Source organism: Carboxydothermus hydrogenoformans Z-2901, assembly GCF_000012865.1.
Taxonomy (GTDB): Bacteria; Bacillota; Z-2901; order Carboxydothermales; family Carboxydothermaceae; genus Carboxydothermus; species Carboxydothermus hydrogenoformans.
Window position 1 is genome coordinate 1,430,423 of the sequence record NC_007503.1, and the last position, 19,664, is coordinate 1,450,086.

Sequence of the window (19,664 nt, forward strand, 5' to 3'; positions counted from 1 at the left end):
ATAAATCATAATTTTAACTTTTAGTACATAAGTTTTATACAAAACCCACCGAAAGGAGAATTTTAGATGAAAGTTTTTTTCTTTAATTACAAAAACCTCTGGCAATATACCCTTATCCTCATTTTTGCCATCTTAATTGGATTGGTATTTTACCATTATTTAACCGAACCGGTAATAAAACCGCAAATTATCGATTTTTACCCGGTATACAAAGTGGAAACCAGTAAAAAAGTTGTAGCCCTAACCTTTGATTTGAGCTGGGGAACAAAAACTTATAAACCAATTCTCAATACTCTAAAAAAAGAAAATATTAAAGCAACCTTTTTTCTTTCCGGCCCCTGGGCCAAACAACATCCGGAAATAGTTCGGGAAATTGTCAAGGACGGCCATGAAATCGGTAGCCACGGACACCGTCATGTAAATTACACCGGGTTAAGTCCCGAGGAGATTAAAAAAGAAGTGGTCCTGGCTCATGAAGCCATAAAAGAAGCAAGTAATAAGACTCCAACAATCATCCGCCTACCTAACGGAGATTATAACAAAACTGTTATCAAAACCTTAAGAGAAATAGGTTATACTGCCATTCAATGGAGCGTAGATTCTTTAGATTGGAAAAATCCCGGAGAAGAGATAATTTTAAAACGCGTTTTAGACAGTATTCACCCCGGAGCTATAATTTTAATGCATGCCAGTGATACCTGTAAACAAACCGGTCAGGTATTGCCAGAAATTATAAAAGAATTAAAAAAACAAGGCTATACTTTCATTACCATTTCCCGGTTGCTCACCCTTGGTCCCGCTGCAATTCAGTAACCGACCACCAATGGCCTTTCTGAAAAAGGTAAAGATAGATTGACATCAAGATGCTCCATTGAAGCACGCTAACCATCCAGGCATAGGAAACATCGTATTTATTTAAAACGAACAAATACCAAAATAACGGAAGTCTAAAAAGCCACATCCCCGCGGTGGTAAGGTAAAAAGGTATTTTTGTGTTACCAACTCCCCGATACACCGACCCAAGCACCATTTCAATTCCGGTAGGAATCTGTTCAAAAGCACCAATCTTAAGGCATACTTTTATTTTTTCAAGCACATCAACGTCTTTGGTAAACAACAACCCCAATTGCTGGGGAAGGAAAAAAAAGATTATTCCCATTAAACCCATCCCCAAAATTGTTAAATTTAGCGTTTTTTCAATGTAGCTTTTTGCCTTTTGATAATTCCCTTCACCGTAAAATCTCGCAGCAAAAGAATAGGCAGCAATTGCCAGGCCGTAACCGGGCATATAAGCAAGGGACTCAATGTAAATGGCAATCTCGTTTGCCGCAAAACTAACTGCTCCAAGCTTAACCAGAATAAAACTTACCACCACCCGCCCTAACGAAAAACTGCCTTCTTCTAAAGCCGCAGGAATACTAATTTGTATAATCTTCTTTAAATATACTCTTATTTCAAGCCATTGAAATTTTAAACTTAATTTTTTTTCAATTAATCCAATGTAACCCAAAGCGATAATCGACCCCAAAGTTAGAGAAATTCCAGAAGCTAATGCAGCTCCTCCCGGCCCCAGTTTCGGGAAACCAAGCTTTCCAAATATTAAAACATAATCTAAAAAAATATTTAAACAATTAATAACAACAGCTGTATAAAGGGGAACCCTGGTTTGGCCTATAGCCCGCAGTAAACCATTTCCAACAAAAACCAGAAGAGCAAAAACAGCAAACTTTCCTATTGTTTTTAAATAACTTATAGTTACCAGGGCAACATTTTTATCGATTTTAAGGGCAGGCAAGATTATCTCTACTATGTACGGTAAGAAAAATAACAAAAACCCGGCAAAAAAAGCCAAAAGCAACGAGTAAGAAAAAAACTTTTTTACCTCTTCCTTTTTTTTTGCCCCCAATGCCTGAGCAGCCAAAGCTCCACCACCGGTACCAATTGCTGCAAAGACAAAAAATGTACTAAAAATTATCTGCGCGCCAAGACTAACACCTGCTACTGCAGTTGCCCCAAGCCTTCCAACCATCGCTGTATCAACTATACCTACAACCATGTGTAAAATCATTTCCAGAACCGCTGGTAAAGCTACTTTAATAATCTCAAAATACACTTCCCTCCCTCCTTTCTCTTTAGCCACCTTTTTCGATTTTACCATATAAAGGGTGGTAAATAAAAGAAAAACCCGGGCCACTTTACACCCGGGCTACTTACTTTTAGGGACCATCCGTCTTTTTATTTCATCCAGCTCCCGCATTAAGGACGATAACGGCCTTCCTTTAGCCAAACCCTCGGCCACATGGCGAATTCTTGTTACTGTATCGGCATCAGTAGTAACATAAACCCTTTTTAAGCGTGGCTCCGCTGATTTAACACGGTTAGCTGCTTCTTCTTTAATTTTATCAGTTTCGCTTTTTTCCACTCCCGCCACCAAATCCAGTCCCACATACGCTGTACTGCCGGTTATTACCGCGGTAGCCTTTTTCACTTTTTCTGTTTTTGCTGCTTCCCGAGCAATTTTCTTTGCAATTTTGTTTAACTCCGTTTGATTAGTGGGTAGAGTAGTGGGTGAACCTCCCGGAGGAACTGTTGGCGCCGGCTTTCGCGCTGGAGTACAAGCCACAGCAGCAAAGAACAAAGCCAAAAGCAGCAATATATGTAACCCTTTTTTCATATAACTCCACCTCCGAAAATAGCATAACCATTTCCGGAGGTTATATGCAAAGCTTTTTATAATTCCTTGGCAGGACGCGGTCCTCGGTTCAAGGCTACTTTTCCGGTGCGAACAATTTCTACAATACCATGATCGGTTAAAACTTCACATAACGCATTAATTTTATCTTCATCACCGGTAAGTTCAATCACCATGGTTTCCCGGTTTACATCGACAATATTGGCACGAAAGATATTTACAATATTAACAATGTCGGCCCGTTTTTCCGGAAGAGCTCGCACCTTAATTAAAGCTAACTCCCGAGCAATAGTCTCTTCCATCGGCAGTTCTTTAATCTTAATTACATCAATTAATTTTGATAACTGATTAATTACCTGTTCTAAGACAAGATCATCCCCCTGGACAACAATTGTTATCCTTGTAATGTTGGGTTCTTCGGAATATCCTGCCGTTATACTTTCGATGTTAAACATTCTACGACTTAACAAACCCGAAATTCGCGCCAGTACCCCTGGTTTGTTTAACACCAGGACAGATAAAGTATGCTTCATATTATGCCCTCCCCAATCTTTTCATTTTAAAAGTTCTTTGCTAAAATTTTGCTTGAAGTTTTAATATGGAGAAGAGTAAAATGCAAAAAAAGTGGTTGTATTCTACTGCAATCCTACTAATACTATTTTTAATTCTTTTTATTGCTGTGGCATTTAATTTGGGTCATTTTTTTCGACAATTTTCTTCTCCTGCCGAACTTGCTCGCTATTTACGTTCTTTCGGTCTTTTAACAGTATTTATTAGCATTTTACTCCTCATAATTCAAACCTTGTTTACGCCAGTACCGTTATTTATCTTAGTGGCTGCCAACGGGTTTATTTTCGGTGTTTTGGGTGGAATAATAATTTCACTATCTGGGAGCGTTCTGGGTGCAACCATTGCCTTTTTAGCAGCCAGATTTTTAGGAAGAAATTTTCTAAGCCGTTTTTTAAAACCAGAATATTTAGACAAAGTCCACTCATTTAGCTGCAAGGATGGCCCTAAAGTTGTATTTTTTGCGCGGTTAATTCCCGTATTACCATCAAGTATCGTAAGCTACTTAGCAGGACTTAGCAACATGCGATTTACCCCATACTTTTTGGCCACTACTTTAGGAAAACTCCCGGAAATTGTAGTGTATTCCCTTCTCGGTCACGGTTTTGGTCATTTAGACAATCTGCCAGCTCAACTTTTTCTGGCAATCCTCATAACACTTATCGCCTACTTTTTTTACCGCTGGCACAAGAAAACCGGTATTTAACAATATTTAAAAAAAAATCGCTCACACGAGCGATTTTTTTATGATTGTGCTTGTTCTGCCACTACTTTATTTAAATCAGCAATTAACTCATCAATATTAATCCCGTGAGCTCGAGCTCCCTGTTCAATATTTTCAAATTGGGCCGCAGCACACCCGAGGCACCCCATACCGTGCTTATAAAAAATTGGGATAGTTTTGGGATATTTTGTGACTACTTCTGTAATGGTCATTTCTTTTGTAATGGTCATAAGCTACACCTCCATTTCTTACTCCTTATTTTAAAATTCTTCCTCCGGTTTGTAAAGATAAAAGTACTTTTCATTTAACAGTTTTTTACCTTCTAAAATTTTGTCTGAGCTCACAACATATTCTCCATGTTTAACCCCTACAAGTTCTGCTTCCCGGAGAAGGTCAAGACAACCTAATACTTTGCTTATAACCAGGTAAGTTTGCTCATTGATTTCATCGGGGTAAATTTTCTGCGCAATTTCAAACAAATTTGCCTTCTTTAGCTCTTTAACTTTCTCATAAACCTCAAAGGTTTTCTGGAAGTAATGGATTTTTATTTTATCTATTACCTCTTGTAAATTAGAAAATTTATCCTGGTGTGCCGGAAAAACCATTTTCACCGGAAAATTGTAAACCTCATTTAAACTTTCCAAAAAAAGGGGCAAAGTAGCAATCCTTTGCCCCTCAACCTGGTATATCAGGGGATTGGGGAAAATATTTTTTAAGATAAAATCACCGCTGAAGAAATATTTGTTTTTCATTTCATACAATGAAATATGGCCCAGGGAATGTCCAGGAGTATAAATAACTTTAAATGCAAACTCTCCCGTCTTTATTGTTTCGCCGGGAAAAAGGGGTATAATGGAAAAATGATTTTGAAAATATTTTGGAGGTATTCTATATTGGTGCTGAACAACCGCATCAACCAGTTGTTGTGGTAATCCCCAACCATCAACCACTTTTAATACCTTTTCTCTATCCTCATTGAGAAAGTAAATCTCCAGAGGATGAATACGTACTGGAATATCAAACATCCTTGATATAAAACCTGCCAAGCCAAAATGATCCGGATGAAAATGAGTTACAATTATTTCCGACACGTCCCGGATTTCATACCCGAAATTTTTTAATTTAGCTTCCAATGCTAAATAAGAATCATCCGTGGGCGCTCCTGTATCAATTAAAACAAGCTTTTCATCTTCGACCAAATATACGTTTACATCACCCACTAAATAAGGTGTAGGCAAAGTTATTGTTGAAATCCGGGCCATTACTTTCACCTCTTTAAAGCTTCTCAGCCACTAACTCTGCAATATCGTAAACTTTAACTTCCTCGGTCTTATCAAATGCCTTTATCCCATCTTCCAGCATGGTAAGGCAGTACGGACAGTTTACCGCAATTCCCTCCGGGTTGGTAGCTAAAGCTTGCCGCGTACGCTCAACGTTAATCCGTTCCCCTAAAGTTTCCTCCATCCACATCCGTCCACCACCGGCGCCGCAGCAAAAACTGGTTTCTCTGTTCCTGCTCATTTCGGTTAATTTTACTCCTACATTCTTTAATACTTCCCTTGGCTCATTAAATACCCGGTTATACCGTCCCAGGTAACAGGAATCATGATAGGTAAAGCGACGGTTATCGGTGCTGTTTAACTTTATCTTATTTTCCGAAAGGAGCTTGGCAATTAGCTCGCTGTGGTGGATCACCTCATAATTACCGCCTAACTGCGGGTAATCATTTTTCAGGGTATTATAGCAGTGGGGACAGGCGGTAATAATTTTCTTAACTTTATAATTATTCATGGTTTCAATATTTTCCTGGGCAAGCATCTGGTATAAATATTCATTACCAATTCTCCGGGCAGAGTCGCCACAGCATTTTTCTTCGGTACCTAAAATGGCAAACTTAATCCCTGCCGCTTTAAGGATTTTAACTAAGGCCCGAGAGACTTTTTTGTTTCTTTCATCAAAGGAACCGGCACAGCCAACCCAGTAGAGATATTCTATTTCTTCGGGGTTTTCCATCTCTCCCAGGATTGGCACATCTAAACCTTCCGCCCAGTCCGCTCTACTGGCCCAGCCCACCCCCCAGGGGTTACCGTTATTCTCCATATTTCTAAAAGTAAGCTGTACTTCCTGCGGAAAGGAGCTTTCCATTAGGACTAAATTTCTTCTTAACTCTACTGTCTTGGGAATGTGTTCTACATAGACCGGACAGACTTCCTGACATGCCCGGCAGGTAGTACACGACCAAATCGTATCTTCTTCAATTACCTCCCCGATTAATGCCCTTGTAACCGCACCTTCCACTTCACCGGTTGCCGCTTCTTCCCCCAATCCTTTTTTGGCCAGTTCGGCTTTGGCTCTGGCAATTATCACCGGTGCTCTTTCGTTTAGAGCCTCTTTCAGGTCCTGGGTCATTTTCTTGGGCGATAACGGCTTTTTCGTAAGGTAAGCAGGACAATTGTCCTGACACCGTCCGCAGCGGGTACAGCTATCCAAATCTAAAAGCTGTTTCTGGGTAAACTCTTCCACCGTCGATACCCCAAAAGATTCTGCATCTTCTGCTTCCAAATCAATTAACGGGAAGGTCTTGGCACTCTGGGGATCCGCCAAAGCCTGGTTGATGGGAGCGGTGAAGAGGTGAATTAATTTGGAATACGGAATATAAGCAATAAAGCCAAAGGCTAAAAGCATATGCCCCCACCAGAGAATAACATGCCACAGCCTGAGGATTCCTTCATCGGCTCCGGCAAATAGCTGGGCCACTAAATTACCAAAAGGCGAATAGGCTGCCCAGTTATCCCCGGCCACTGCCATGCGGATTCCTTCGACGATATAACCGGTAACCAAAATTGTTAAAATTAAAAGCAATGAAATTAAATCATCAGGCTTGTTATCGAGACGATCTGGCTTTATAATATAGCGGCGAATAATAGCCATTAAAATACCAATGATTGCTGCAACCCCACCTACATCGGCTAAAAAGCTAAAAAGTAAATAAACGTTGCCGGTAAATACTTTAATACCGAAGTCTGCCTGAATTGCCACTATTAAAGTGGTTAAAAACAAAACAGTAAAACCCCAGAAGATACCAAAATGCATTAAGCCGGGATACAGTTCGTTTAAGATTCTTCTTTGGAAAAAGGTTTCTTTTAAGAATCTTCCGAAATCCCACTTAACACTGGCTTTTTGCCCTATTTTCCAGTATTGATACCGCTGGTACATTCCATAGGCGAAAATTGCCAGGGCGATTAAAAACAACGGGTACATTAAAAACTTGGCTGTGTGGTTTATATTCCAGTAAAGTTCCCGCTGGGGAATTCCATTCACCCTAATCCCTCCCCTTTTGTTTGCAATTTTTTCTAAACAAAATTTATTAGAGAAGGAAGGCAAAAATGCCTTCCTTTACGATTTTAAAAGCTTTTTAAACTCTTCGGTTAAAAGCGGAACTATTTCAAACAAATCGCCAACTATGCCGTAATCGGCAACTTTAAAGATGTTAGCTTCCGGGTCTTTGTTGATGGCTACTATTACCTTGGAGCTGCCCATCCCGGCTAAGTGCTGAATTGCCCCGGAAATACCTACGGCGATATACAAACTGGGGGATACGGTCTTACCGGTCTGGCCTACCTGATACCGGTGCTCCCGCCAGCCGGCATCTACCGCTGCCCGGGAGGCCCCTACCGCTGCCCCTAAAACGTCCGCCAAATCTTCCAGCAGCTTGAAGTTCTCCGGACCTTTCATCCCCCGACCGCCCGATACTATGATATCCGCTTCGGTTAATTCGGGACGTCCGGATACCTGCTTGACTACTTCCTTTACTATGGCTTTTAAATCTTCCGGCATAAAGCTGACCGCTACTTCTTCAATTGCAGCTTGCCCGCCGGCTTTCTCCGCTGCCGGAAATACGTTGGGCCGTACCGTTACTATTAACGGATGGCTGGTGGCCCCCACTTTGGTATAAGCTTTCCCGGCGTAAATGGGTCGTACAAAGACTCCTTCTTCGTAACCGGTGATGTCGCTTACCTGTCCCGCTCCTACCCGCTGGGCTGTCCGCGGTGCAAAGTCCCTCCCCTGAGCGGAGTTGGCAATTAACACTACTTCCGGCTTTTCTTTATTGATTAATTCCGCCAGTACCCGGGTGTATTTGGCGGTGGTGTACTGCTCTAAATCCGGATGGTCGGCTACATATACTTTCCCTACTCCGTATTCCCCAAGCTCAGAAGCCAGGCCTTTTACGTCTTTTCCGATTACTACCCCTTCAACCTCTCCCCCTATTTGCCGGGCTAAAGTTACCATCTCAAAGGTTACTTTCTTTAACTTACCTTCCCTTTGCTCTGCTACTACCCATACTTTACCCATTAGCTCCACCCCCTATATTACCTTGGCTTCTTCCCGTAAGGCTTTAACTAACTTGGCTACCGCTACTGCCGGCTCATCGGTGAAAATTTTCCCCGCTTGCTTGCCTTTGGGAAGAAAGATTTCTTTTATCTCTACTTTAGGAGTAGCATTTACCCCGAGGTCCACAGCGTTTATGACCTTTAACTCTTTTTTCTTGGCCTGCATGATGCCTTTCATGGAAGGATACCGCGGCTCATTTAACCCCCGCTGGGCGGTAACAAGGGCCGGTAGAGGCACTTCTACCACTTCGGTACCACCTTCGATTTCCCGGTGGCCGGTAATCTTGCCTTCCCCTACTTCTAATTTGGTGACAAGGTTAATTTGGGGTAAGCCTAAAATCTCGGCTACCCGTACCCCTACCTGGGCGGAACTGTCGTCAATGGCCCGCCAGCCGGCTAAAATAAGGTCGTATTCCATTTGCTGCAGCACTTTCGCCAGTACTTCGGCTACCACCATTTCATCTAACTGCAAACCGTCGGTTTTGACCAGCACCGCCCGGTCGGCTCCCATGGCTAAGGCCTGCCGTAATGCTTCCTGGGCTCGGTCACTGCCCGCCGAGACTACCACTACCTCCCCCTGCCCAAGTTTTTCTTTGATCCTTAATGCTTCTTCTACCGCAAATTCGTCGTAGGGGTTAATGATTAAGGTTACCCCGCTGTCGTCAATTTTCCCGTCCTTTAATACTATCTTCGCTTCGGTGTCAAAGGTTTGCTTTAAAAGGACTACCAGTTTCACCTAATCTCCCTCCTTACTCTCCTTTAAATTCGGGTTTTCTTTTATTTAAGAAGGCATCCATGCCTTCTTTTTGATCACTGGTCGTAAAGCAGAGGGCAAACATCTCCGCTTCATACGCCAGTGCCCGTTCCAAATCCATGTTTAACCCTTCGTTTAAGGCAGCCTTGGAATAAAATACCGCAAGTTTTGCTTTAGCTGCTATTTTCTGAGCAATTTCTAAAGCTGTTGGCATCAGTTCTTCCGGTTCTACTACCCTGTTAACCAATCCTATTCTCAGGGCTTCCTGAGCATCTATCATCTCACCGGTATATAAGAGCTCGGCTGCCATACCTTTTCCTACCAATCGCGGCAACCTCTGAGTACCGCCAAAGCCTGCAGTAACCCCTAATCCTACTTCCGGTTGTCCAAATTTTGCTTTAGTTGAAGCAATCCTGAAATCACAGGCCATTGCTATTTCACAGCCACCACCAAGGGCGAACCCGTTAACCGCAGCGATAACCGGTTGAGGAATTCTTTCAAGTTTTGATAACACCTTTTGCCCAAGCTTAGCAAAATACCTGGCTTGCCGGGGAGTAAAATTCCTCATTTGCGAAATGTCGGCTCCCGCCACAAAACTCTTTTCTCCCGCACCGGTTAAAATTACCACCGTAATGCTTTCATCCTCAGCTATTTTATCCAGTAAAGAATCTAACTCTTCTAACACTTCAGAATTTAAAGCATTTAATACCTGGGGTCGGTTTATGGTTATAATACCGACCTGGTCTTTCTTTTCAAACAAAATCGTTTTGTATTCCATACTTTCCCCCCTGTTCCCCTATTTTAAGAGGTGGCGAGCAATTACAATTCTCTGAATCTGATTGGTCCCCTCGTAAATCTGCGTGATCTTGGCATCCCTCATGTAGCGCTCTACGGGATACTCCTTGGTATAACCGTAACCGCCGAGCAGTTGTACGCAATCGGTAGTTACCCGCATTGCTGTATCGGTTGCATATTTTTTGGCCATCGCCGCTTCTTTGCTGTGGGGTAACCCATTATTTTTCAGCCAGGCAGCCCGGTAAACTAATAACTTCGCCGCTTCAATCTCCGTTGCCATATCCGCCACCATCCACTGAATCCCCTGGTTTGCGGCAATAGGCCGGCCAAATTGCTCCCGCTGTTTAATGTAGTTAAGGGTATACTCAAAAGCGCCTTCCGCAATGCCTAAACCCTGGGCTCCAATCGCAATCCGCCCGCCATCTAAAAGTTGCATGGCAACTTTAAAGCCCTCGCCAATTTTCCCCAGAACATTTTCTTTTGGGACTATGGCATTTTCAAAATACAGCTCGCAGGTAACCGAACCATTCAGTCCCATTTTTTCTACCGGTTTAGAAATGGTAAGTCCCGGTGTATTTTTTTCAACTATCAAACAGGTAATCCCTTCCGCCCCTTTGGTAGCGGGGTCAGTTCTTGCAAAGGTAATAAAAACGTCGGCATAGCTTCCATTGGTGATGAAAATTTTACTGCCATTTAAGACAAAGTGATCACCTTTATCTACCGCTGAAAGCCTCAAGCTGGCCGCATCGGAACCGGAATTAGGCTCCGTTAAAGCATAAGCTCCAAGCATTCTCCCCTGAGCCATTGGAACTAAATATTTCTGTTTCTGTTCTTCGGTACCAAACATATAGATACTCATGCAGCCAAGCCCAATGTGTACAGCTAAAATCACCGCAGTTGAGGCACAAACCTTGGCAATTTCTTCAATAAACAAAATGTAGGAAAAGTAGTCAGCTCCTGCTCCTCCGTACTCTTCGGAAATGGGAATTCCCATTAAACCTAATTCCGCCAATTTATCTAACGTCTCCTTGGGAAAACGATGCTCCCGGTCGGTCTTTTCCGCAATTGGTGCAATTTCTCTTTGGGCAAATTTTCGCACCATGTCAACAAACATCTGCTGTTCTTCCGAAAGCTGAAAATCCATCTTTCCCCTCCCCCCGTATGACCCCAAAAAGGATTAAGAATAGTTATAAAACCCTCTACCGGTTTTTCGTCCGAGCCATCCCGCTTTAACATATTGCCGCAACAGCGGACAAGGACGGTATTTGGGGTCACCATAACCGTTATATAGAACTTCTAAAATAGCAAGAACTGTATCAAGTCCAATTAAGTCAGCCAGGGCCAGAGGACCCATCGGATGATTCATACCAAGTTTCATAATGGTATCGATTCCCTCTACCGATGCTACCCCTTCATAGAGGCACCAAATAGCTTCATTAATCATTACCTGCAAAACTCTATTGGACACGAAACCAGGAACATCTTTACATTCTACCGGCACTTTATCCATTTTGCGGCTAAGTTCCTCAATTACCTGATAAACCTCATCGGAGGTTTGCAAACCGCGAATTATTTCCACCAATTTCATCAATGGTACGGGATTCATAAAATGCATGCCGATAACCCGTTCAGGACGCTTGGTTGTTGCCGCAATTTCGGTAATCGGCAAAGACGAGGTGTTGGTAGCCAAAATCGCATGAGGTGGGGCAATTTGATCCAGTTCAGCAAAGATTTTAGCCTTAACTTCCATTTTTTCCACAACCGCCTCAATTACCAAATCACAATCGGCAGCATTTTTTAAGCTATCGGAAGGCTTAATTCTTCCTAAAATTTCATTTTTTTCTGCTTCAGTTATTTTCCCTTTTTCAACAAACTTAGCAAGGCTCTTTTTTATCGTTTCTAACCCTTTATTCACAATATCAAGATTTAAATCATGTAATACCGTTTCAAAACCCGCTTGCGCTGCAACCTGGGCTATCCCACTGCCCATTTGTCCGGCCCCAACAACCATAATTTTTTTAATATCCATTTAAATCCCTCCTATTCCACTTTAATCAACATGGCATCCCCTTGGGCCGCTCCGCTGCAAATGGCAGCTATTCCTGTTCCCCCACCCCGACGTCTTAACTCATAAATCAGGGTCATTAAAATACGGGCCCCGCTTGCACCGATGGGATGACCAAAAGCTACAGCTCCACCGTTAACATTAACTTTTTCAAGGTTATACCCGGCAATTTTTTGACTGACCAAAACTACCGCCGCAAAAGCTTCATTAACTTCTAAAAGATCTATTTGTTCAATTTTCATTCCTTTCTTCGCTAAAAGCTTGTTAATCGCCTGTCCCGGTGCAGTTGCAATATATTTGGCATCTAAAGCTACTTCGGCATGGTTAAGGTAAGTCGCCAGAGGTTTAATTCCAAGTTCCCGGGCTTTTTCTCTACTCATTAGGACCAAAGCTCCTGCTCCATCATTTACACCGGGAGCATTTCCGGCAGTAACGGTCCCGTTGGCATCAAAAACCGGCGGAAGTTTAGAAAGAGCTTCAATCGTTGTATTGGGACGCGGCTGTTCATCTTTTTCAATGACAACAACCTCTCCTTTTTTCCCGGGTACCTCAACTTTGACAATTTCATCGTTCAGCCGTCCTTTTTCCATTGCTTCTTTAGCCCTCATTTGACTAATATATGCCCATTCATCCTGAGCTTGCCGGGAAATACCATATTCCTTGGCAACTTCCGAGCCGTGAACCGCCATGTGCCGGTCATAAAAAGCACACCAGAGACCATCATGCACCATTAAATCTATAGCTTCAAAATTAAACATTCTCTGTCCCCAGCGGGCACTGGGCAATATATATGGGGCATTACTCATGCTTTCCATTCCGCCTGCAACTGCCACGTCAATTTCGCCTAAAGCAATCATCTTTGCCGCCATAGCTACCGCGATTAAACCGCTGGCACATACTTTATTTACCGTTACTGACGGAACTTCCCAGGGTAGACCCGCTTTTCTTGCCGCCTGCCGGGAAGGTATTTGACCCGCTCCTCCCTGTAAAACCTGACCCATGTAAACATAGTCAAACTCTTCCGGACTTACTCCGCTTCTCTCTACCGCTGCCTTGATAGCTATTGCCCCCAGGTCAACCGCTTTTAAAGCCGAAAGTCCTCCACCAAACTTCCCAAAGGGTGTTCGGGCCGCACTTACAATAACTACTTCTCTCATTTTCTCCCCTCCTCAAACTCCCAATGATTAAAAATACAAAAAATTCCGTTTTTTCTCTTTCTAATCCACCACCCCTCGTAAAAGAGTAAAGCGAAAACCATATTATTTTAAATACGTAACTTAAGATAAAATTCCTGCTGGTTTGACTAAATATTTTTTATATTGTTAATTTTTGAAATTGTTTGTGTATTTTAATCTACTCGTTATTTTGCTTAATTATACCGTAGCAAAACAGTTGAAAAACATCATCGCTAAGTTTAGCCAGACTATAACGGCGGGACGATAATAACCAGGAAGAAACTGTTTCATCCAAAGTTCCGAAAATCATCCGCCGAATGACCTTTGTAGAAATATCTTTACGAAAAATTCCCTGTTCTTTTCCTTCTTCTATGACACTTTCAATAATATAAAAATAATCCTTTAATAACTCCGACAATTTTTGCCGCAAATCTCTATCAGCCTGACGTAATTCAATCTGGGTAACCTGGGCAAAATTGCGGTCCTTTTCGGAGTTCTCCAAGTGCATAGTTATAAGTTTTTTTAGTTTATCAAGTGGCGTTTTAGCAGCAGCTATCTCGACTTTTAAGTTAGAAATAAACTCCCCATATCTCTTTTGAAAAAGGGATAAAAGTAAATCCTGTTTATTTTTAAAATAAAGATAAATTGTTCCTTCAGCTACGTTAGCTTCCCGTGCTATTTTTGAAATTTGGGCTTTATGATAGCCAACTTCCCCGATGATTTTTGCAGCAGCATCTAAGATAGCTTCATATTTATCTATGCTCTTTTTGGCCATATTACCCTCCGTTTTTTCTTTAAATTATAACACAATAATTTAAAAAAGTGAATGAGTATTCATTCAGAATTTAAGATTTTTTTCATAATTTTTAAAAGTTTTAAGATCTAAAACAAAATTAGGACTGCCAGCTTGTTATTTTTGAGGAGCTTTTCTCCTCCGGCTAAAAAATAGGCACTTACCGGCAATCGGTAAGTGCCTAAGAACAAGGCGGGAGCGGTTACTCCCGCAATTATTAAATGGGAGAGGAGAAAATAAGCTAAGCTTTATAGCCAAGGTTATCAATAATAACCTCTGCTACCTCCCGGGCTAACTTAATTGTATTAACCGGCGGAAGTTTCGCAAACTTTCTAACCACCGCCAGATAAGTTCTCTGCTCATCTCCTTCGGAAACATACGCCAGGAGGTCTTTAGCAAGTTTTTCAATTTTAGCAAAGCTCTCAGCCACAAAGATCTTAACATACTTTTCCTGCAATTCAGATCCGGTCTTTACAGCCCTTAAATAAGAGCTTTCCATAGCATAAATTTCAATTGCCATATCAGCTATCATTCCCAGAACTTCCTGTTCTTGTTCAATTTTCTCCTTAAATTTCTGAACTGCCAGCCCTGCAGCCATTAAAGCTAACTTTTTAGCCCGGCTAATTGCTTCTTTTTCCCGGTTAAGTCCTGACACATCTTCCACCGGCGGCAGTGGAGCTACAATTTCACCCATCAACTTCTGGACAGCAGCCAGAAGCGGAAGCTGACCCTTTTGGGCTTTTCGCAGTAACTGGGCCGGAATAATTAGCCTGTTAATTTCATTGGTACCCTCAAAAATCCGGTTAATTCTTGCATCCCGGTACATTCTTTCCGCCGGATATTCCTGGGTATAGCCGTAACCGCCAAAAATTTGAACGGTCTCATCCACTACAAAATCTAAAGCTTCGGAAGCAAACACTTTGTTTATAGAATACTCAATAGCATATTCCTCAATGCCTTTAGCCACTTCAGCACCGGATTTGCCTTTAACATCACCTAAAATCTTATCCATCATTCCGGCAGTGCGATAAACCATACTTTCTGCAGCAAAAGTATAAGCTGCCATTCTGCCGATTTTGTTCTTAATTAAACCAAAGTTGGCAATGGGTTGACCAAATTGACTTCTTTCGTTGGCATACTTAACAGCAGTACTTAAGGCTAATTTGCAGGAGCCAGCACATCCAGCTCCAAGCTTAAACCGCCCGATATTTAAAATGTTAAAAGCAATTACATGACCTTTACCAACTTCGCCCAAAACGTTTTCCACCGGAACTTTGACATCTTCTAAAATAACCTGCCGGGTAGAAGACCCTTTAATACCCATCTTCTTTTCTTCCGGTCCGAAAGATACCCCGGGAAAATCCCGTTCCACGATAAAAGCTGTAAACTTATCTCCATCAACTTTGGCATAAACAATAAATACGTCTGCAAAGCCCGCATTGGTTATAAACTGTTTGGTACCGTTCAAAATGTAATATTTCCCATCTTCACTTAACACAGCTTTAGTTTTTGCTGCCAGAGCATCGGAACCGGAACCAGGCTCGGTTAAACAGTAAGCTGCAAGTTTTTCACCGCTGGCAAGTCCGGGTAAGTACTTTTTCTTCTGTTCCTCAGTACCGAAATATACAATTGGTAAAGTACCTATACCGGTATGTGCCCCATGCGCTGTGGCAAAGCTACCCTGGCCAGAAACATTTTCTGTAACAATAACAGTACTTACTTTGTCCAGTTCCATACCACCATATGCTTCGGGAATATCTACCGACAAAAGTCCTAATTCCCCGGCTTTACGCAATAATGCTGGAACTACACCTTCAACTTGATTTTCTATTTCTTCACTTTTTGGCAATACTTCATTGTTAATAAAATCTTTAACCATTTTTGCCATCATGCGGTGCTCTTCGGTAAAATCTTCCGGTGTAAAAATCGATTGAGGCTCAGCATCTTTAATTAAAAATTCGCCACCTTTTAAAACTTCAGACATTATAAACCCCTCCCGTTTGAATTAAATTAATTCAAAGACTCCGGCAGCTCCCATACCGCCACCGATACACATTGAAACCACACCGTATTTTGCTCTACGCCGCTGCATTTCCGAAAGAAGAGTTGCCGTCAGTTTAGCACCGGTACAGCCCAGCGGGTGACCGAGGGCAATAGCACCGCCGTTGGGATTAACTTTTGCAGGATCAATTTCTAAAGTTTTTATTACAGCCAGTGCTTGAGCCGCAAAAGCTTCATTTAACTCAAATACGTCGACCTGATCTAAGGTAATCCCGGCTAATTTTAAGGCTTTAGGTATAGCTACCACAGGACCAATACCCATAATTTCCGGCTCCACTCCGCCTACGGCAAAGGAGCGAAATACAGCAATTGGTTTTAAGCCAAGCTCTTCGGCTTTTTCCGCCGACATTAATAAGGCTGCAGCAGCACCGTCACTGGTTTGCGAAGAATTCCCTGCAGTAACCGTACCACCCTGCCGAAAAACCGGCTTTAACCGGGCCAGAGCCTCAAGGGTAGTATCAAAGCGCGGACCTTCATCTACTTCAAACATTTCGGTTTTTTCAATAACTTTCTTACCGTCAAAGATTTTTTCAACTACCGGTACCGGAACAATTTCATCTTTAAATTTACCGCCCAATATTGCTTCCTTTGCTTTCATGTGACTTTTATAGGCAAACTCGTCCTGTTCTTCCCGGGAAATATTATAGCGAGAAGCCACATTTTCAGCAGTAAGACCCATGCTGAGATAAGCATCGGGCATTACATTCATTAATTCCGGGTTGGGCAAAAGGTCATTTCCGCCCATCGGTACCATACTCATACTTTCGATACCGCCAGCTATTACCACATCGCTCATTCCGGTCATAATCTTCATTGCCGCATCGGCAATGGCATTTAAACCGGAAGAGCAAAAGCGGTTAACAGTAACACCGGGAACTGAGTAGGGCAAACCAGCTCTTAAAGCAACCACCCGTCCTAAATTCATCCCCTGTTCCGCTTCGGGAAAAGCACAACCAATGATAACATCTTCAATAATCTCCGGGTTAATTCCCGTCTGGTTGATAATTTCCTTTATAACCAATGCTCCCAGATCCTCCGGGCGAGTATTTCTTAGTTTTCCCCTGGGAGCTTTTCCTACCGGAGTTCTTAATGCTTTTACAATTACCGCTTCACGCATAGCATCACCTCCTAATTTCTAAGCGGTTTATTTTTAAGAAGCATATGGCGAATCCGTTCCTGTGTTTTCCGTTCGCCGGCTAAACTTAAAAACGCTTCCCTTTCCAAATCTAAGAGATACTGTTCAGTTACATAGGTTCCCGGATGGACATTTCCACCGGTTAAAACATAGGCAATCTTCTTGGCAATATGAGCATCGTATTCAGTAATGAAATTGCCTTCTTTCATATTGTGAATAACCGAAGCTAAAGCTGCATAACCGGAGGTACCTAAAACTTTTACGGGCTTGGGAACCGGCGGACGGTAACCCATCTTCGACATATAAAGAACCCGTTCTTTGGCATCATGAATGAGATAATCCCGATTCATCGTGACACCATCACAGGGTCTCAAGAAGCCGAGTTTTTTTGCTTCCTGACCGCTGGTAGATACGCGTGCGGTTGCCGCCAGTTCAAAAGCTCTAAAGATAAACGGCTTGTAATCTACCGCTCCGGCTACTCTCCAGCCACCGGTATCGCTGGCGTATTCGGTCATGCGGTAGACCAACTCTTTAAGTCCGCCGCCAGCTGGTACCAGGCCTACTCCCACTTCAACTAAGCCCATGTACGTTTCCGCTGCCGCCTGAATACCATCGGAAGCCAAACAAACCTCGCAGCCACCACCCACAGTCATCCCAAAAGGTGCAGCTACCACCGGTTTGTCGCAGTACTTCAACGTTAAGAGGCTGTCCTGGAAGGTCTTTACCATGTAATCTAATTCATCCCAATCTTCATCTTCAATGGTCATGAGAATTAAAGCCAGGTTAGCACCCACGGAAAAGTTTTTGCCATCATTGCCAATAACCAGACCCCGCCAGTTCCTGCTGACCTCTTCGGTAGCTCTTCTAATCATGGAAAGTATGTCATCACCAATAGCGTTGCTTTTGGAATGGAATTCCAAGAGAGCCACATCATCCCCGATATCAATTAACGACGCTCCCTGATTTTCAAAAATAACTTTATTTTGAGCTTTTAAGTCCTTAATCACATAAAATTCTTTCGGCAGCTCAACTGGCTTATAATCTTCGGTAGCAAGATCAAAGTAGTAAGTCACGCCCTTTTCATATTTGTAGAAACTCTTGTACCCTTTTGCCAGGAGCTTTTCCACAATCGGCGGAATTACTTCTCCTTCTTCCCTCATTCGGGCTACAGTTTTTTCTACCCCAATAGCATCCCAGGTTTCAAAGGGACCCAACTGCCAGTTAAAGCCCCAGCGCATGGCCCGGTCGATATTAACAATATCATCGGCAATTTCGGGAATCTTAGATGCAGCATACAGCAGGGTCTTTTTCATTATTCTCCAGACCAGAGCGGCCCCTTCATCTTTTCCAGAAATTAAGGTTTGCAGTTTGGCTTTTAACCCTTCCGCTGCTTTAGCCGCTTCTAACGATGGGTAATTAACTTTTTCCTGGGGCTTGTATTGGAGAGTTTTGACATCCAGGCTTAAGATTTCTTTACCTTCCTCGGTTTTAACTTTTTTGTAAAATCCCTGACCGGTCTTATCCCCTAAAAGCTTATTGGCAACCATTTTTTCTAAGAATTCCGGCACCCGGAAAAGTTCTTTTTCCGCAGGATCGGTAACATTATCATAAACGTTTTTTGCTACGTGAACTAATGTATCTAATCCAACCAAATCAGCGGTACGGAAAGTTGCACTCTTCGGACGGCCCATGACAGGACCGGTAAGAGCATCGATTGCTTCTACAGTATAGCCTTCTTCTAAAGCTTTCATTATTTGTAAAATCCCGTAGACTCCAATGCGGTTACCGATAAAGTTCGGAGTATCCTTGGCAAAAACAATACCTTTGCCCAGTACCCGTTCGCCAAATTTAGCCATGAAATCCACTATTTCCGGTTTGGTCTCATTTCCCGGGATGATTTCTAATAGCTTCATGTAACGAGGAGGGTTAAAGAAGTGCGTTCCCAGGAACCGTTCCCGGAACTCTTTGGGCATGTGTTCAACCATTTTGTTAACGGAAATTCCGGAAGTATTGGTACTGATGATTGCCGTCGGCTTTAAATAGGGAGCAATCTTGGTAAATAAATTTTTCTTAATCTCAAGGTTTTCTACCACAACCTCGATAACCCAATCACAGTCCTTTAACAGGTGTAAATCATCTTCTAAATTACCAATAGTAATTAAATCAGCATTTTCCGGTACGGCAAAAGCTGCCGGGGATGCTTTTTTCGCCGCTTCCAATCCCCCTTTAACAATCCGGTACCGAACCTCAGGACTTTCTAAAGTAAGTCCCTTTTTTTCCTCTTCGGGGGTCAAGTTAAAAGGTACGATGTCCAACAAAACCACCGGGATACCGGCATTGGTTAAAAGTGCGGCAATACCGCTTCCCATTATCCCGGAACCTATAACCCCTACTTTGTTAATCTTGTACACCCTCATCCCTCCTTGAGTTAAAATATGAATGAATACTCATTCATTATGCTGGTAAAAAAAGAAAACCTTCTTACTTTGTAATTATATTCTTAATTGCCGCA

General features: G+C 42.5%; 18 protein-coding genes. 2 read left to right on the forward strand and 16 right to left on the reverse strand.

Annotation, left to right across the window (positions count from 1 at the left end):
• Positions 1-66: 66 nt before the first annotated feature.
• Positions 67-813 (forward strand): polysaccharide deacetylase family sporulation protein PdaB, encoded by a 747-nt coding sequence (gene pdaB, locus CHY_RS07430; RefSeq protein ID WP_011344494.1) that lies wholly within the window; start codon positions 67-69, stop codon positions 811-813.
• On the opposite strand, the gene CHY_RS07435 is transcribed toward pdaB, so the two are convergent.
• The 3 genes from CHY_RS07435 to ilvN form a co-directional block, all read right to left on the reverse strand.
• Positions 785-2,113, reverse strand: coding sequence for an MATE family efflux transporter (locus tag CHY_RS07435; protein ID WP_011344495.1), 1,329 nt, complete (start codon positions 2,111-2,113; stop codon positions 785-787). The genes pdaB and CHY_RS07435 overlap by 29 nt on opposite strands.
• Positions 2,114-2,206: 93 nt before the next feature.
• Entirely contained in the window at positions 2,207-2,674 is a 468-nt protein-coding gene (locus CHY_RS07440; RefSeq protein ID WP_011344496.1) for a YhcN/YlaJ family sporulation lipoprotein, read from the reverse strand.
• Between the two features lie 56 nt (positions 2,675-2,730).
• Positions 2,731-3,225, reverse strand: a complete 495-nt coding sequence (gene ilvN / locus CHY_RS07445; RefSeq protein WP_011344497.1) for an acetolactate synthase small subunit — start codon at positions 3,223-3,225, stop codon at positions 2,731-2,733.
• An 80-nt stretch (positions 3,226-3,305) separates the two neighbouring features.
• On the opposite strand from ilvN, the gene CHY_RS07450 reads away from it, so the two are divergent.
• Entirely contained in the window at positions 3,306-3,965 is a 660-nt protein-coding gene (locus CHY_RS07450) for a TVP38/TMEM64 family protein (protein ID WP_011344498.1), read from the forward strand.
• 38 nt (positions 3,966-4,003) lie between these two features.
• Here CHY_RS07450 and CHY_RS07455 read toward each other — a convergent pair whose 3' ends face one another.
• From CHY_RS07455 to CHY_RS07515, 13 genes are all read right to left on the reverse strand, one after another.
• On the reverse strand, positions 4,004-4,213 hold the full coding sequence (locus tag CHY_RS07455; RefSeq protein ID WP_011344499.1) for a DUF1858 domain-containing protein: 210 nt from the start codon (positions 4,211-4,213) through the stop codon (positions 4,004-4,006).
• Positions 4,214-4,243: 30 nt separating this feature from the next.
• Positions 4,244-5,245, reverse strand: coding sequence for an MBL fold metallo-hydrolase (locus CHY_RS07460; protein WP_011344500.1), 1,002 nt, complete (start codon positions 5,243-5,245; stop codon positions 4,244-4,246).
• 13 nt (positions 5,246-5,258) lie between these two features.
• Positions 5,259-7,304, reverse strand: a complete 2,046-nt coding sequence (locus CHY_RS07465; protein ID WP_011344501.1) for a heterodisulfide reductase-related iron-sulfur binding cluster — start codon at positions 7,302-7,304, stop codon at positions 5,259-5,261.
• A gap of 75 nt (positions 7,305-7,379) precedes the next feature.
• On the reverse strand, positions 7,380-8,336 hold the full coding sequence (locus CHY_RS07470) for an electron transfer flavoprotein subunit alpha/FixB family protein (RefSeq protein ID WP_011344502.1): 957 nt from the start codon (positions 8,334-8,336) through the stop codon (positions 7,380-7,382).
• Positions 8,337-8,348: 12 nt separating this feature from the next.
• Positions 8,349-9,110, reverse strand: coding sequence for an electron transfer flavoprotein subunit beta/FixA family protein (locus tag CHY_RS07475; protein ID WP_011344503.1), 762 nt, complete (start codon positions 9,108-9,110; stop codon positions 8,349-8,351).
• Between the two features lie 13 nt (positions 9,111-9,123).
• Entirely contained in the window at positions 9,124-9,906 is a 783-nt protein-coding gene (locus CHY_RS07480; RefSeq protein ID WP_011344504.1) for a short-chain-enoyl-CoA hydratase, read from the reverse strand.
• 18 nt (positions 9,907-9,924) lie between these two features.
• On the reverse strand, positions 9,925-11,067 hold the full coding sequence (locus CHY_RS07485; RefSeq protein ID WP_011344505.1) for an acyl-CoA dehydrogenase: 1,143 nt from the start codon (positions 11,065-11,067) through the stop codon (positions 9,925-9,927).
• A 33-nt stretch (positions 11,068-11,100) separates the two neighbouring features.
• Positions 11,101-11,952 carry a 3-hydroxybutyryl-CoA dehydrogenase gene (locus CHY_RS07490; RefSeq protein ID WP_011344506.1) on the reverse strand — a complete coding sequence of 284 codons (852 nt, stop codon included), beginning with the start codon at positions 11,950-11,952 and terminating at the stop codon, positions 11,101-11,103.
• A gap of 11 nt (positions 11,953-11,963) precedes the next feature.
• Entirely contained in the window at positions 11,964-13,145 is a 1,182-nt protein-coding gene (locus CHY_RS07495) for an acetyl-CoA C-acetyltransferase (protein ID WP_011344507.1), read from the reverse strand.
• Between the two features lie 196 nt (positions 13,146-13,341).
• Positions 13,342-13,938 carry a TetR/AcrR family transcriptional regulator gene (locus tag CHY_RS07500; protein WP_011344508.1) on the reverse strand — a complete coding sequence of 199 codons (597 nt, stop codon included), beginning with the start codon at positions 13,936-13,938 and terminating at the stop codon, positions 13,342-13,344.
• A 259-nt stretch (positions 13,939-14,197) separates the two neighbouring features.
• Positions 14,198-15,940, reverse strand: coding sequence for an acyl-CoA dehydrogenase family protein (locus CHY_RS07505; RefSeq protein WP_011344510.1), 1,743 nt, complete (start codon positions 15,938-15,940; stop codon positions 14,198-14,200).
• A 21-nt stretch (positions 15,941-15,961) separates the two neighbouring features.
• Positions 15,962-17,134 (reverse strand): thiolase family protein, encoded by a 1,173-nt coding sequence (locus CHY_RS07510; RefSeq protein ID WP_011344511.1) that lies wholly within the window; start codon positions 17,132-17,134, stop codon positions 15,962-15,964.
• Between the two features lie 11 nt (positions 17,135-17,145).
• Positions 17,146-19,569 (reverse strand): 3-hydroxyacyl-CoA dehydrogenase/enoyl-CoA hydratase family protein, encoded by a 2,424-nt coding sequence (locus CHY_RS07515; protein ID WP_011344512.1) that lies wholly within the window; start codon positions 19,567-19,569, stop codon positions 17,146-17,148.
• Positions 19,570-19,664 lie beyond the last annotated feature (95 nt).